The sequence below is a fragment of the Sulfuriferula sp. AH1 genome, from assembly GCF_002162035.1.
In the GTDB taxonomy this organism is placed as follows: domain Bacteria; phylum Pseudomonadota; class Gammaproteobacteria; order Burkholderiales; family Sulfuriferulaceae; genus Sulfuriferula.
The window spans coordinates 1,746,422-1,759,981 of record NZ_CP021138.1 but is presented as its reverse complement, the minus strand read 5'-3'; the positions used below and the strand labels follow the sequence as shown (position 1 = coordinate 1,759,981).

The following is a 13,560-nucleotide window of genomic DNA, read 5'->3' as shown; positions in this document are numbered from 1 at the left end:
CGAACCTTGCCGTCAGTGAAGGGTAACCTGGAAAAACTGCGCGCCTTCGCTCTGGTAAAGACGGTGGAATGCGAACCTTTAGGGTTCATCTGAACAGGCCCATTTTTAACCAGCCGATGGGAGCTGAAATGGATATAGGCGAAGAAATGTGCTAGACACGGGTAAAAATCTCTTGCCGGACTGCCCCCACCGGGCGTTTTGGTGCCCGGAAGTGGCTTTTCTTTCGATCAGGGACGCACCTCTCCCGTCATCAACAATATTCGCCTCGCCCGAAACAGGTTTGACAGAGCAAATAGCGTGACCGCGCCATGTCCAACACTTTCGCTGTGGCGCCCACCATCGTGTGCACAAGCCCGGATTCGGCATCTACCCCAATGCCGTCAATGGAGCTTGATCAATCCCACATAATGCTTCCCCGTAGTTTTGTGCTTTTTTGTTTCCAGTATTGGTCCAGCAAAAGCGCGCGGAATCGGAGGCACGGGTATAGGTAAAGTGCGGATCGATCTTAAGATCCTCGGCCCGATAATAACTTGCCGCTCTGGCGGTATTGGCATCGCCGCGTATAACTGCGGCATTAACAGGAAGCTATGCGCCATTACCCATTTCGCTGCCTTGGCAGAACTGCAGTTTTATATCGCGACACGAGACTTGCAAAGCATAAATGGAACCCTGGCGGTAAGCTGCAGTTGGTTCAGATGGGTGATGAAGTCACCCGCATGAGGCGCATAGGGCACAAATATGAACAGGGCGCCACCTTTGCTGTCAGGCGTGGTGCTGACGGGGCGCAACTCACCTTCTGCGAAGATCAGCCGTTGCGCAGATGGTCACAAATTTATTCGGAATCTCCTGCGACATTTGCGGATATGTCTAACTTTTTCATCTTCTCCCAGAGATTTTTGCGGCTGATACCAAGATGTTGTGCTGTCTGCCCCATGTGCCAGTTATGGCGCGTTATGGCCTGGAGAATAAAACTTCGTTCGCAGGTGTGAAGAAATCCGGATAAGCTATCCGATGCGCACAACAAACTTTGAGTTTGTTGTGCGCTTTGATCGAACAAGGCATGGGACTCTAGCTCGCCGCCTTCGCTTAAAATACAAGCCCGTTCTATAGCATTCCGAAGCTCTCGCACATTACCGGGCCAAGGGTGGCTCAACATGAGCTGTTCTATTTCAGCTGTTATCAGCTTCCGACACTCACACGCTTGGGATGCATATTCCTCAAGAAAGCGTTGTGCAAGCCAAAGTATATCCTCTTTTCTTTCGCGTAACGGTGGGATTCTTAGATGGATTAAATGGATCCGATAAAACAGATCTTCCCTGAATGTTCCTTGTTCAACCATGGTCTTCAAGTCTTGATGCGTGGCGCATATCAGATGGATATCCACCGGAATCTCCTCTTCTCCGCCGATCCGGGTTACGCGTTGTTCCTGGAGTGCACGCAGCAGTTTTACTTGCATTGCTTTCGGCATATCTCCGATTTCGTCCAGGAAGAGCGTTCCCTTGTGGGCTTGTTCGAATAAGCCCTTCTTGTTGCGGAAGGCCCCCGTGAAGGCACCTTTTTCGAAGCCAAAAAGCTCCGCCTCAAGCAGATTTTCGGGGAGTGCGCCGCAATTGACAGCGACGAAAGGATGCTCCGCCCGCTTGGGGTTAAGACGGTGAATCTCTCGTGCGACGACTTCCTTGCCGACGCCGGACTCCCCGGTGATCAATATGCGATTTGCCTGTTTAGCCAGGCGAGGTAGTGTTTCTGTGATTTTGCGCATTGTTGACGAGATGCCGAGTATGGGCGCAATTTCAGGGACGAAATTTTGATTCGGATGGCTGGAAAGGGATTGTAATTTTTCGATCAATTCATCCAAGTCGAAAGGTTTGGTGATGTAGTCGGTAGCGCCGAGCTTGAGCAGACTGACTGCTCTATCAACTGTACCGTAGGCAGTGATGAACAGCCAAGGTGGCAGAAAGGGCTCTCGAGCGATGAGCTGCTTAAACAACTCTTCGCCATTCATATCTGGCAAACGAATATCGCTGATGATTACCGTGTAATGTTTGCGGCCGATTTGTTCCATTGCCCCCTTGGCGGTTGCAAAGCAATCGCACTCGAACCCTTCCAGCTCAAATCTATCGCGTAGAGATTCCCGCATGATTTCATCGTCTTCTATCACGCAAAACCGTTGATTCTGGAGCATTGCGCTAACTCCTGTTGTACCATTCATTTCAACTTTACCATCGTCATAAGTATACACGGATATAATTTTGGCACTTCGATATCAACGCGGTTAGACTGCTTAGGGTGAGCTCCTCTTTGTTATTCAATTGGTAAGGTAATCGTAAAAGTAGTTTGATCCGGCTGGCTTTCCACCTCGATCTGACCATTCATTTGCTGCACTAGTTGATAAGTGATCCATAGCCCCAGTCCGTGTCCTTCAGAGCCAGAACCTGAGAACGGCTCGAACAGATGTTCCATCTTTTCTGGTTTGATGTAGTCGCCATCATTTTTGACCGCTAGCTTAAATTTATCTAGTTCTTTGGTGATTTGGCAATCCAGGTGTCCATGTTCTCGCGTCGCCTTAACGGCGTTCAGCAATAGGTTCAGGAGGATCTGCCTTACTTGGGTAGAAGGGAGGGGTAATGGCTCATCAATTTCATTGCGCCAGTTAAGCGAGATTTGCTTCTTATTCACATCTTCCATAATCAAGGTACGTGCGTCTTCAATGTCTTGAGGGGTCAGGGCATGGTTTTCAAGTTTGGCTTCAATCAGTAAAGCCGCGACAGTTTGTTTGATCTGTAGCAATCCCCGCCCAATCAGCGAAATGGTCTTGCTAGTTAGCAAGTCTGGATTTCCGTGCCGGTTGAAAGTGTTGATGGCGTTGAGCATGCCACCAAGAGGGTTGTTAATCTCATGCGCAATACCGGCCGTGAGGCGACCAATGGCGGCAAGCCGTTCCGAGGCAAGCATCCGGCGTTCCAATACCTGTTTTTCTCTGAGTTCATTTAACATGATCTTGAAACGGCCGCCTAAAAAACCGATTTCGTCTCGGCTGAAGTGCAAGTCGCATTGGATATCGGCGGGCAACTCGTGGCCGATTCTCCCCATACACTCGGCTAAGTGGATCAAGGGTTTAGTCATGCGCTTGCCTAAATACCAGCCGAATGGTAGAAGGATCGCGATAACTGCAAACGTGACAATGGCGACCTGCTCGACGGTATGGTAGAAACGTTGCAACAATATTGATTTTGAATAACTCAAAATTAACGTGCCCAAGGGGGTTTTGTCGTCAGCGAGGATGGGGATAACCATAAAAATTTGGTGCGGGTCGACGTTTTCTATCGTAAAAGGTTTCTCGCTGCGGGCGGCGATCCGATGCTCCAATACGGCGTACTCGGATTTGGTTTCGGAAAGTTTGCCGAGTACGGGAAATTGAGAAGGATTAGTGGAAACGTAAATTCGATTTTGTGCATCCAAAACTATGGCGAGTCGGGTAGGAGACTCCGCTTCGTTAGCTTGATCGAATGGGATATTTATCGTTTCGTAGGCTTGCCAGAGATCGTCGTGTAATAAAAACGGTCTGATTGTGCGCGCAAGCACCTTACCAAGATTAAGTGCGTTCCAGATAAGATCCTTTTGTGTGTCCTGATAAGCCTGCACGATCAGGGTCGCTGACACAATCGATGCGGTGAACAAAATCACCATGCTCAGGCTCAACGGCGTTTTGTACCGGTAACTCAAATTATTAAACATGGCCTAATCTACGCCTACGAATTGCATGTTGCGTTTAATGTCGTCAAAAATATGGTCATTTCCTTGTTCAAATCCGTCCAGATTAAGTTGCTTAAGCAATGCACGTCCTGCCGGATCTTCTTTCATACCGATTAATATTTCCTGTACAGCACTATACTCAGATGGGTCTACGTTTTTATAAGCAACAATTGGAGGAAAACCGTATTCTGCTGATTTCTCCACAATCCGGGTCCGTGCCGTGAGATCGGGATGAGTTACATTCAGCGTCTCCCAGACATATCCATCCACGGATCCTCCTTGAGCTAATTTTATAGCTACCGCCTCAACGACCTTGCGGTGTGCCAAGGTAAAAAAAGACTTGCGGAAGAAATTCGCAGGAACGTATCCGTTGCGCTTGATTTCAGCCTGCGCGACAAGCCAGCCCGAATTGGAGAGCGGGTCGGAAAAGGCGTAAATCTTATCTTTCAAATCCATAAGGCTGTGTGTAACAGCGTCGGTTTGCGGCACGATCACGTAGGCTCGGTATAGGGGTTTACCCTGGAATATTGGAACCGCGACAAGCTTCATATAAGGCTTGAAGCGAGTGTAAGGATAGCCGCAAATCCAGGCAAAATCGAGTTTTCCCTTAATCACCAAGTCGGTAATTTCAGTATAGGTTTCGCGTTGGACAAAAACAACTGGCCGATTTAGTCGCACTTCTAAATAGTGCTGCCATTTGTTTAAAAACAATATCTGGTCGTCGAGGAAAACAGGGGTCGTGCCGAATAGGATGGGGCGTTCGGATTGGGCTCGTGCCTGGAAGCCTGGCATCGCTAACCCCGCAAGTGTTGCGGTTAGTGCGGAAAGGAAATGTCGTCTAAGCATGCTGAATGTGTAATTTTAATTGGTTAACGGCGAATCAAATCATAAATAAAATAAAAAAACAAGTCGGTTACCAATGGGTAATCCCGATTATTGAATTGTTACTGTTTAGTAATGGATTATTTGGTAAATCTAACTATAAAATAAATATATCATTATGTTTTTCAACATAATTTTAATTATGGCATGGTGTTTGCTGTGCAAGTAATCGATGTTGCTGGGTTTTTTAGTTTATCGTCACATCCAATCATTAAAAGGAGAAATATTCTATGAGCAGTTCGATATCGCGAAGAGGGTTTTTGAAGCTGGGCGGGGGCGCAGTAGCCGGCACCGGCATGGCTGTATCCGGTCTCGCCCAGGCCGGGTCAGCCGAAGCGGCTGAAGTTGGCCGCGTCAGTCTACCTTACAAGACCAAGGCGGTTGGCTTGGCCAGGAAGCTGCCGGTGAATGAGGCGGTAGCCTTCAGCTACCCCGATGCTTCCTCACCCTGTGCGCTCATCAAGACCGGCAAGGTGGTGGCCGGCGGCGTAGGTCCGGACGGCGACATTGTCGCCTATTCCACTCTGTGTACGCATATGGGCTGCCCAGTAAGTTATGACGGTCAGGCACGCACCTTTAAATGTCCCTGTCATTACAGCATGTTTGACCCCGAGAAAAACGGCCAGATGGTGTGCGGCCAAGCCACCGAAGAGTTGCCCCGCATCGTGCTCAAGTACGACGCCAAAACCGATGCTGTCTCGGCCGTGGGTGTCGAAGGGCTGATCTATGGCCGCCAAGCCAACATACTGTAAACCAGGAGGATAATAAAATGAGCATGATAAAAGACCGCGTGACGCTGCCCCCAGTCAACGCCCACAAAACTAATATGGTTTGCCACTTCTGCATTGTCGGCTGTGGCTACCACGTCTACAAATGGCCAGAGGGTCAAGAGGGCGGACGCGCATCCCACCAGAACGCCCTTGGCCTGGATTTCCGCAAACAGTTGCCGGCTTTTGCCACAGTGATGACCCCGGCCATGACCAATGTGATCACCGATGGTGACGGTACGCGCTACAACATCATGATCACGCCGGACAAACAATGCGTGGTAAACAAGGGTAATTCTTCCACACGCGGCGGCAAGATGGCCTCCTATATGTATACCGCGGATGGCATAACCCAGCAGCGGTTGACCGAACCGCGTCTGTATGCCGGCGACCAGTGGCTGGACACCACCTGGGATGAAGCGCTGGCTATCTACGGTGGCCTGGTGAAAAAAATCCTGGACAAGGATGGCCCGCGCCAGATTGCATTTTCCACCTTCGACCACGGCGGTGCCGGTGGCGGCTTTGAAAATACCTGGGGCAGCGGCAAACTAATGTTCAGTGCCATCCAGACTCCGGCGGTACGCATCCACAACCGCCCGTCCTACAACTCCGAATGCCACGCCACCCGTGACATGGGCATCATGGAGCTGAACAATTCCTATGAAGACGCCGAGGTGGCCGACTGTATCGTCTCCATTGGCAACAATCCTTATGAAGCCCAGACCAACTACTTCCTGGAACACTGGATGCCCAATCTCCAGGGCAGCACCGTGGATAAAAAGAAAAAATTATTTGGCAAAGAAGCTGTCGCAGAGGGCAAGTTTATCTTCGTTGATCCGCGTCGTACGCCTTCCATCGCAATATCGGAAACCGTGGCCAAGGATCGCGTCATGCAACTGGCCATTAACCCTGGGACCGACACTGCACTGTTCAACGGTCTATTTACCTACGTAATCGATCAGGGCTGGCATGACAAGGACTTTATTGCCAAGCGCACCAAGGGGTTCGATCAGGCAGTGCAAGCCAACCGCATGAGCTTGGATGAATGCAGCCAGGTCACCGGTGTGCCAGTGGCGCAACTCAAACAGGCTGCCCAATGGGCCTATGCGCCCAAATCAGATGGTACCCGTCCGCGCACCATGCATGCCTATGAAAAAGGTATCATCTGGGGCAACGATAATTACCGTATCCAGTCCGCCTTGCTCGATCTGGTGATTGCTACTCACAACGTTGGCGGTCGTCGCGGTACTGGCTGCGTGCGCATGGGCGGTCACCAGGAAGGATACGTCCGTCCGCCGCACCCCACCGGCGAGAAAATCTACATTGACCAGGAAATCATCAAAGGCAACTACAAAATGATGACCTGGTGGGGATGCAATAACTTCCAAACATCCCCCAACGCTCAGACTTTACGCGAAGTCGTCTTGCGTCGTTCGCAAATCGTCAAGGACGCCATGAGCAAAGCGCGCGGCGCCACACCCGCGCAAATGGTGGACATCATTTACGACGCCGTCACCAACAAGGGCGGCTTGTTTGTCACGACCATCAACCTCTATCCCACCAAGATGATGGAAGCCGCCCACCTGGCTCTACCTGCAGCGCATCCCGGCGAGATGAATCTGACCTCCATGAACGGCGAGCGCCGCCTGCGCCTGTCCGAGAAGTTCATGGCCGCGCCCGGCTCCGCCCTGCCTGACTGCCTCATTGCCGCGCACATCGCCAACGCCATCGGGGGTATGTACCAGAACGAAGGTAACAGTAAAATGGCAGAGCGCTTTGCCGGTTTCAACTGGAAAACCGAGGAAGATGCCTTCAACGATGGCTTCCGCCGCGCAGGGCAACCCGGTGCAGGCCCTATTGACAGCCAGGGCGGCGACACCGGCTACATGGCGACCTACGCTCTGCTCAGCAAGGCCGGCAACAACGGCGTACAGCTGCCGATTAAAAAAGTGGAAGGCGACAAGCTGGTCGGCACCGAAATGCTCTATACGGATAAATTCGGCACCGACGACGGCCTGGCGCACTTCCTGCCCGCACCGTGGAAAGGCTTGTTTCCATCGGTGCAGTCCCAGAAGGACAAGTACCGCTTCTGGATCAACAGTGGCCGTGCCAATGAAGTCTGGCAGACCGGCTACCACAACCAGTACGACGAATTCGTCAAGGGGCGTTATCCCATGGCCTATATCGAATTCAACCTCCAGGACGCCTTGGAACTGGGCGTTTCCGCCGGTGATGTGGTCGAGGTCTTTAACGACTATGGCTCCACCTATGCTATGGCTTATCCCGATGCCGATATCAAACCGGGGCAGACCTTCATGCTGATGGGCTACTTCAATGGCATCGAGGGCGATGTGGTGACGGAGGCGGTGGATCGCAACGTGGTACCCGACTACAAGCACACCTGGGCCAACATCCGCCGCGTCGGCCCCATGGCCCAGTACCAGAAAACCGTCAGCTTCAAGCGTCGGCGTTTTGATAATGCCTGAACTGCGGTGCAGAAATCTGAAGGAGCGTTCCGATCAAGCTCAGCTGGCTCTGCGTCTGCTGGGTGCTTGAAAGGAACAAAAATTTTAAGTTTAAGGGTAATTTTAAGGGTAATTTAGTTGAGATAACTCCGGTTTGCCGGAATTTGTTTGATTTTTAGATAAATGTTAATGGGAGAAAAGGCATGTCTAGTAACAAAAAAACTCGAATGTTTGGTATGAAGTCACTGGTAGTTGCAATGGCAGTGGGCACAGCATTTAGCACGACTGCGATGGCGCTGGATCTGTCTATCTACGGCGTGGGACACCTGTCCGCAGACGGTATAGACAACGGTGCCCAAAAAAGCGACTACATTCACAGCAATTCCTCTCGCCTTGGTTTCAAAGGTAGTCATGACCTCGGTGATGGGCTTTCCGTTCTTTTCCAATACGAATCAGGTGTAGATCTCACGGGTAAAGGCACGGGTGACGGCAACGGAGGCGCAAACTCCAACGGGCAGATTTTCACACGGGCTCGTGATTCGTACATAGGGGTAAAAGGGGGTTTTGGTACGGTTCTGCTGGGTCGTCTGCCTGCGCTTAACCAGTGGCTCTACGACTACAACCTGTTTGGCGATCAAGTGGGTGATCTGGGCAATATCTGGGGCGGCGACGGTCTGCCAGGCCGTGCCGATCATGCCGCGTATTACCGCACGCCCGACTTTGGTGGCTTTTCTCTTGGCTTGACTTATGTGCCGAATCAGGGTGTAAGCAATACCAACTCCTATATCGCTAAGGGCGATTATGCGAACGGTGGGCTCAAACTGGGTGGCGCCTACGGCAACTTTGGCAATGGCGGTGGAACCTTGTCCGACAGCAAAGTCAGTGCCATTACGGCGAGTTACGATTTCGGCGCTTTCAATCTGGGTGGCGGCTGGCAGCGTGAAACTGCCATTGGCGGAATATCGAACGCAGACCGCGACAAATACACGCTGGGCGCTGCGGCTAAAGTGGGCAGCAGCGGAACGGTTAAAGCGCAGTACGCCAGGGCGGGTGATTTGAGCGGAACGTCCAATACCAGCGCCAGCCAGTGGGCAGTCGGCTACGATCACGCCTGGGACAAAAACACCACGCTTTACGTCGCCTACGCCAGGACCAATAACGGCGCTGGCGCGTCATATAGCGCCTATGATTATGGCCATGGCGACCAAGGGGTTCCGGGGATCGCACCAGGAGGTGACCCCTCGGTCATCTCGTTGGGCGTCATCTACAAGTTTGACGCTGGACTGATTAAGCACTGATTGGAGTAAAAGCGTAAGGCTCGGGCGATTTGCTTAATATACAAGCACCGCTCGCAGCTTGGGGTATGAATACTGTCAACGCCAACTTAAAACTGATACAGTTTTAAGTTGGCGTTGACAGTATTCATACCCCAAATCTTTAACCTTAGGGTGAACTCAGACGCTTTTCGACAGACATCCTGGCGGGAGGCGTCACTTTTTAATTTTGAATGATATAGACGAAAGGAATAGCATGAAGGTATTGTTTGTGTTGGGTATTGTAGTGGCGTCATTGTTTGCAGAAGTGGTCTATGCCGCTGGTGATTTAACAGATGCGCAGGTTCAGGCGATGGCTCAAAAAAATGGCTGCATGGCGTGTCATGGTGTCGGCAACAAAATTGTCGGCCCCGCATATAAGGATGTGGCAGCCAAGTACAAAGGCGACAAAGGAGCCGAATCAAAATTAATTCAGAAAGTTAGAAATGGTGGTAGCGGCGTGTGGGGATCGATGGCGATGCCTGCACATCCTGAGATGAATAAGAAAGATATAAAAACGTTAGTTCGGTGGATTTTGACGCTCAGCTAGGAGCTTTGTCACGATGTAAAGCTTCGGCTTCTATAACAAGATATCAACGATGGTTTTTTAGCGGAGGCTGATCTATCAATGATTTTAAAGGGGTATGAGGGATGAGTAGAGTGCGCTGGATCTGCAATTCCAGATGCAACTTTTGATTCAGATATTTCTACTGATTCTTTTTACTGGGCTGTCGCTCTCAAAACGAGTGACGGTAACTGAGGAGTCAACTCCAGCAGGTTACTGGATCGTCGCTCTCAAAAGGAGTGGCGATCACTGAGGAGTCAACTCCAGCTGGCAGATTTCATCCGTGCCAGAGACACGTTCTTCTGATCGGTTGTTTGCCTGCTTTTATCTAGAGGCTGTAAATAAAACAGTGTGCAATTCTGTCCAGATTTCATAGCGAGTCTAAAATGCTTAGTTGCAGACGAAAACTCAACTGCTATTTGTGATATTTCAGTGGCTTTTGAGTTTTTGGGATAATTGACCGGTAGTTGGCAAGATTCGGTAAATAAATTTAATGCCTGAGTCAAATGTTCATATCGTCCCTTGGGAGGTTATTCAAATTGCAACTGTATAAAATTACCGCCGAGCGCAAACAGTCTGATAATTTGAACATTATTGAAGAAATTTCTGCTGATGTTGTGGTGTGGCGCCAGTTGATCGGCGGGTTGAAAAAGAGCGATAAAGTGATGGGAGGGCTAAGTTTGGTGCTGTGATGATTCCTCATCTGAGCCCCATTTACGACCAAGTTTAGGTACCTGACGAGTCGCTTGAAATATTGCTTTTACAGATCGAGCTTCGATTTCGATGTTACAAAGACTTTGGGCCTGACAAGTGAATTTGAGCGATGTTGCTGTGCCGTGCCAACGTATACGAGGTGCGAATCGAAATCTTGGCTGAACTGGGCTGGTACGAGGTGGCGGCTAGTAACTCCCATGCTAGCTCAAAACTGGGGGAAATATGATATTCAGAGATGATGTTCTCATCCGTTACGCGCGACAAATTTTACTTCCCGATGTCGGTGAAGCAGGACAGGAACGGCTGTCTAACGCTCGGGTTCTAATTGTAGGTGCGGGGGGGCTAGGCGTGCCGGTGGCCAGCTATCTGGGCGCAGCTGGCGTAGGTGTCATTGGTATCGCGGACGGCGATACTGTGGCGCTTTCCAATCTTCCGCGGCAAGTGGCTTATGCCGACAAGGATGTCGGAGCGCGTAAGACGGCGCAGCTTAAAGCGAACATTGTTGGCAATAATCCCCTCGTGGAAGTTGTCGAACACACCTATCTTACAGAGCAAAACGTGCGGAGCATTGTCGCAGATTACGATATCGTCGCCGACTGCAGCGACAATTTTCCTACCCGTTACCTGGTCAACGCTGCCTGCATGGATCTCGGCAAGACCCTTGTCTTTGCGGCGTTGTCCCGATTTTCGGGGCAACTCGCGGTCTTTTCACCCCTTGTTTCCTGTTACCAATGCATGGTGCCAGAGCCGCCGGACAGTGAGGTTGCGCAAAGTTGTGTGGAAGGAGGTATTCTCGGCCCGGTGGCGGGTCTTGTTGGTTGCTGGCAGGCACTGGAAGTACTCAAGCAGATATTGGGCCTGAAACCAAACATGCAGGGAATGTTGATGCTTCTGGATAGTTTAGACAATCGCACCCACATGATATGCCTGACAAAAAATCCCGCCTGTCCCGTATGTGGGCGATTAGGAGGATAAAACCTGCTGCTTTTAGGAGGCTCCATGAGAAAACCCGCGCCGCGTTGTGCGGCCTGTACTTACAGCTTTGTTCCCTTACATTAGGTTTGCCATTGCAAGTATGTGGTTCGTTCTGGGGAGATAACTGTGAAAGACGTAGCCCGAGTTAATCCACGAATTTATCGATTACACACATGGGGAAGGTTTTAGGTTTGCTACTTAAACGGAATATGCTGCAGAGGTAGATGGCTGTCAACCCGATAGTCATCGTTGTGGCTGTACGAGGAGCCCGTGTTGAAATCACACGCTAGGCTTCTAGGCATTCATCGCTTTTTCTATCGTATTGCGGTCGAGATGGGGAGCAAACATCTCTATGAATGCGTATGTATAACCACGCAAATAGGTTCCACGGTGAATGCCTATTTTGGTCGTGCTAGGCTCGAACAGGTGCCCCGCATCTATAGCACGCAGGTTTCGGTCACGTTTGGGATCAAAAGCCTGACTGGCCATAATGCCAATGCCTAGCCCCAATTCCACATAAGTCTTGATCACATCGGCGTCGATGGCTGTAAGCACAACGTTTGGGCTCAGGTTGTGCTCGGTAAAGGCTTTATTGAGTAGCGAGCGCCCAGAGTACGCAAAATCGTACGTGATGATGGGATATTCGGCAATGCGCTCTAACGTCAGCGTACGTTCACTCAGCAGCGGGTGTCCTGGCTGAGTGATAACGCAGCGATTCCACTGGTGGCAAGGCAGCATCACCAATTCATCGCATAAAGCGATTGCTTCAGTGGCAATGGCAATATCGGCTTCGCCAGAAAGTACCATCTCCACGATCTGGGTTGGATTGCCTTGGTGCAGCCGCAGCTGAACGCCAGGATAGCGTTCGGAGAATGTCTTGATAACTGACGGTAAGGCATAGCGGGCCTGGGTGTGGGTGGTGGCGATGGATAGGCTACCTACGGTTTCGTTGACGAAATCCGCGCCAACCCGTTTCAGGTTTTCCATGTCGTGGAGCATGCGTTCTGCGATGAGCAGTATAGTCTGGCCAGGCTCCGTTATTCCAGTTACCCGCTTACCGTGGCGGACAAGAATGTCCACCCCCAACTCTTCTTCCAATAATTGAATCTGCTTGCTGATGCCTGGCTGCGAAGTATGTAGCTTCTCCGCCGCCAACGAGACATTGAGTCCTTGCTTAGCAATTTCGTAAAAATAACGTAATTGTTGAAGTTTCATTTATATAATTAATAATTATTAAATAATAATTATATATTCTTTTTAATTATAAATAAATCAAATTATGATAGTGCTCATCTACAAAAAATCAGCTTAAGCAAATATGGAATGGTTTTATACATTGGCAGGACTTGGAGTTGGTTTTCTCGTAGGTCTGACTGGAGTGGGTGGTGGTGCGCTGATGACACCATTATTAGTGTTAGGTTTCGGCGTTTCACCGTCGGTTGCAGTGGGTACCGACCTCCTATATGCATCAATTACCAAGAGCGTTGGTGTTTGGGTGCATGGTCGAAAGGAAACAGTGAACTGGAAGATTGTCGGTTTGTTGGCGGCTGGCAGTCTTCCGGCGGCTTTGGTCACAATTGCCATTCTCAAGTTATTCATTATGGATATTGTCCGGCTCCAAGGACTAATAACCAGCGCACTTGGGATGATGCTGATTCTGACTGCATTGGCGCTTTTATTCAAAGATCGCTTGATAGCTAGTGTCGTACAAGGGCGGATCGCGCTTTCTAGCATGCGCCGTTGGCGAGCCATTATTACTATCTTGATAGGGGTGGCGCTTGGAGTTTTGGTCACGTTGACTTCCGTCGGCGCAGGAGCGCTGGGAGCTGTTCTGCTGTTTTTGCTTTATCCACGTTTACCGACGGCGCACATCGTCGGCACCGATCTGGCTCATGCAGTTCCGCTCACTGCGATAGCTGGGCTGGGGCATTTTTACTACCTGGGAACAGTGGACGTAACGGTGCTAGCCAGCCTGCTTTTAGGCTCCTTGCCTGGAGTTTGGCTTGGCGCACATGTCGGAACCGCAATTCCGGAGAAGGTGCTTCGCCCAATTTTGGGCGCAATGTTGATTTTACTTGGCATCAAATTGATTTAATAACTGTAGTAGAAACTACGATAGGGAT

Annotated in this window: 11 protein-coding genes; 7 read left to right on the top strand and 4 right to left on the bottom strand. The window is 50.4% G+C overall.

Annotation, left to right across the window (positions count from 1 at the left end; genetic code table 11):
* Positions 1-832: 832 nt before the first annotated feature.
* The 3 genes from CAP31_RS08950 to CAP31_RS08940 form a co-directional block, all read right to left on the bottom strand.
* The gene (locus tag CAP31_RS08950) at positions 833-2,185 is read right to left on the bottom strand and encodes a sigma-54 dependent transcriptional regulator (protein WP_087447220.1); all 1,353 of its coding nucleotides are present in this window, start codon (positions 2,183-2,185) and stop codon (positions 833-835) included.
* A 119-nt stretch (positions 2,186-2,304) separates the two neighbouring features.
* Complete coding sequence (locus CAP31_RS08945; protein WP_087447219.1) at positions 2,305-3,738, bottom strand: HAMP domain-containing sensor histidine kinase; 1,434 nt, start codon at positions 3,736-3,738, stop codon at positions 2,305-2,307.
* Between the two features lie 3 nt (positions 3,739-3,741).
* Positions 3,742-4,548 (bottom strand): PhnD/SsuA/transferrin family substrate-binding protein, encoded by an 807-nt coding sequence (locus tag CAP31_RS08940; RefSeq protein ID WP_223247229.1) that lies wholly within the window; start codon positions 4,546-4,548, stop codon positions 3,742-3,744.
* Positions 4,549-4,868: 320 nt separating this feature from the next.
* Here CAP31_RS08940 and CAP31_RS08935 point away from each other — a divergent pair, with 320 nt between their 5' ends.
* The 6 genes from CAP31_RS08935 to CAP31_RS08910 all read left to right on the top strand — a co-directional run bounded on the left by CAP31_RS08935 (position 4,869) and on the right by CAP31_RS08910 (position 11,437).
* Entirely contained in the window at positions 4,869-5,390 is a 522-nt protein-coding gene (locus tag CAP31_RS08935) for an arsenate reductase (azurin) small subunit (protein ID WP_087447217.1), read from the top strand.
* Positions 5,391-5,407: 17 nt separating this feature from the next.
* Positions 5,408-7,891 (top strand): arsenate reductase (azurin) large subunit, encoded by a 2,484-nt coding sequence (locus CAP31_RS08930; protein ID WP_087447216.1) that lies wholly within the window; start codon positions 5,408-5,410, stop codon positions 7,889-7,891.
* Between the two features lie 182 nt (positions 7,892-8,073).
* On the top strand, positions 8,074-9,168 hold the full coding sequence (locus tag CAP31_RS08925) for a porin (RefSeq protein ID WP_223247228.1): 1,095 nt from the start codon (positions 8,074-8,076) through the stop codon (positions 9,166-9,168).
* A gap of 232 nt (positions 9,169-9,400) precedes the next feature.
* Entirely contained in the window at positions 9,401-9,733 is a 333-nt protein-coding gene (locus CAP31_RS08920; RefSeq protein WP_087447215.1) for a c-type cytochrome, read from the top strand.
* Positions 9,734-10,287: 554 nt separating this feature from the next.
* The gene (locus CAP31_RS08915; RefSeq protein WP_157662718.1) at positions 10,288-10,440 is read left to right on the top strand and encodes a hypothetical protein; all 153 of its coding nucleotides are present in this window, start codon (positions 10,288-10,290) and stop codon (positions 10,438-10,440) included.
* A 244-nt stretch (positions 10,441-10,684) separates the two neighbouring features.
* Positions 10,685-11,437 (top strand): ThiF family adenylyltransferase, encoded by a 753-nt coding sequence (locus CAP31_RS08910; RefSeq protein ID WP_087447213.1) that lies wholly within the window; start codon positions 10,685-10,687, stop codon positions 11,435-11,437.
* Between the two features lie 294 nt (positions 11,438-11,731).
* Here CAP31_RS08910 and cysB read toward each other — a convergent pair whose 3' ends face one another.
* Positions 11,732-12,652 carry an HTH-type transcriptional regulator CysB gene (cysB, locus tag CAP31_RS08905; RefSeq protein ID WP_087447212.1) on the bottom strand — a complete coding sequence of 307 codons (921 nt, stop codon included), beginning with the start codon at positions 12,650-12,652 and terminating at the stop codon, positions 11,732-11,734.
* A gap of 103 nt (positions 12,653-12,755) precedes the next feature.
* Here cysB and CAP31_RS08900 point away from each other — a divergent pair, with 103 nt between their 5' ends.
* Positions 12,756-13,532 (top strand): sulfite exporter TauE/SafE family protein, encoded by a 777-nt coding sequence (locus CAP31_RS08900; RefSeq protein WP_087447211.1) that lies wholly within the window; start codon positions 12,756-12,758, stop codon positions 13,530-13,532.
* The last annotated feature ends 28 nt before the right edge of the window (positions 13,533-13,560 follow it).

Bases quoted from the DNA above. Each gene is read 5' to 3' on its own strand.
- CAP31_RS08950 (WP_087447220.1), bottom strand. From the start codon at position 2,185: ATGCTCCAGAATCAACGGTTTTGCGTGATAGAAGACGATGAAATCATG.
- CAP31_RS08945 (WP_087447219.1), bottom strand. From the start codon at position 3,738: ATGTTTAATAATTTGAGTTACCGGTACAAAACGCCGTTGAGCCTGAGC.
- CAP31_RS08940 (WP_223247229.1), bottom strand. From the start codon at position 4,548: ATGCCAGGCTTCCAGGCACGAGCCCAATCCGAACGCCCCATCCTATTC.
- CAP31_RS08935 (WP_087447217.1), top strand. From the start codon at position 4,869: ATGAGCAGTTCGATATCGCGAAGAGGGTTTTTGAAGCTGGGCGGGGGC.
- CAP31_RS08930 (WP_087447216.1), top strand. From the start codon at position 5,408: ATGAGCATGATAAAAGACCGCGTGACGCTGCCCCCAGTCAACGCCCAC.
- CAP31_RS08925 (WP_223247228.1), top strand. From the start codon at position 8,074: ATGTCTAGTAACAAAAAAACTCGAATGTTTGGTATGAAGTCACTGGTA.
- CAP31_RS08920 (WP_087447215.1), top strand. From the start codon at position 9,401: ATGAAGGTATTGTTTGTGTTGGGTATTGTAGTGGCGTCATTGTTTGCA.
- CAP31_RS08910 (WP_087447213.1), top strand. From the start codon at position 10,685: ATGATATTCAGAGATGATGTTCTCATCCGTTACGCGCGACAAATTTTA.
- cysB (WP_087447212.1), bottom strand. From the start codon at position 12,652: ATGAAACTTCAACAATTACGTTATTTTTACGAAATTGCTAAGCAAGGA.
- CAP31_RS08900 (WP_087447211.1), top strand. From the start codon at position 12,756: ATGGAATGGTTTTATACATTGGCAGGACTTGGAGTTGGTTTTCTCGTA.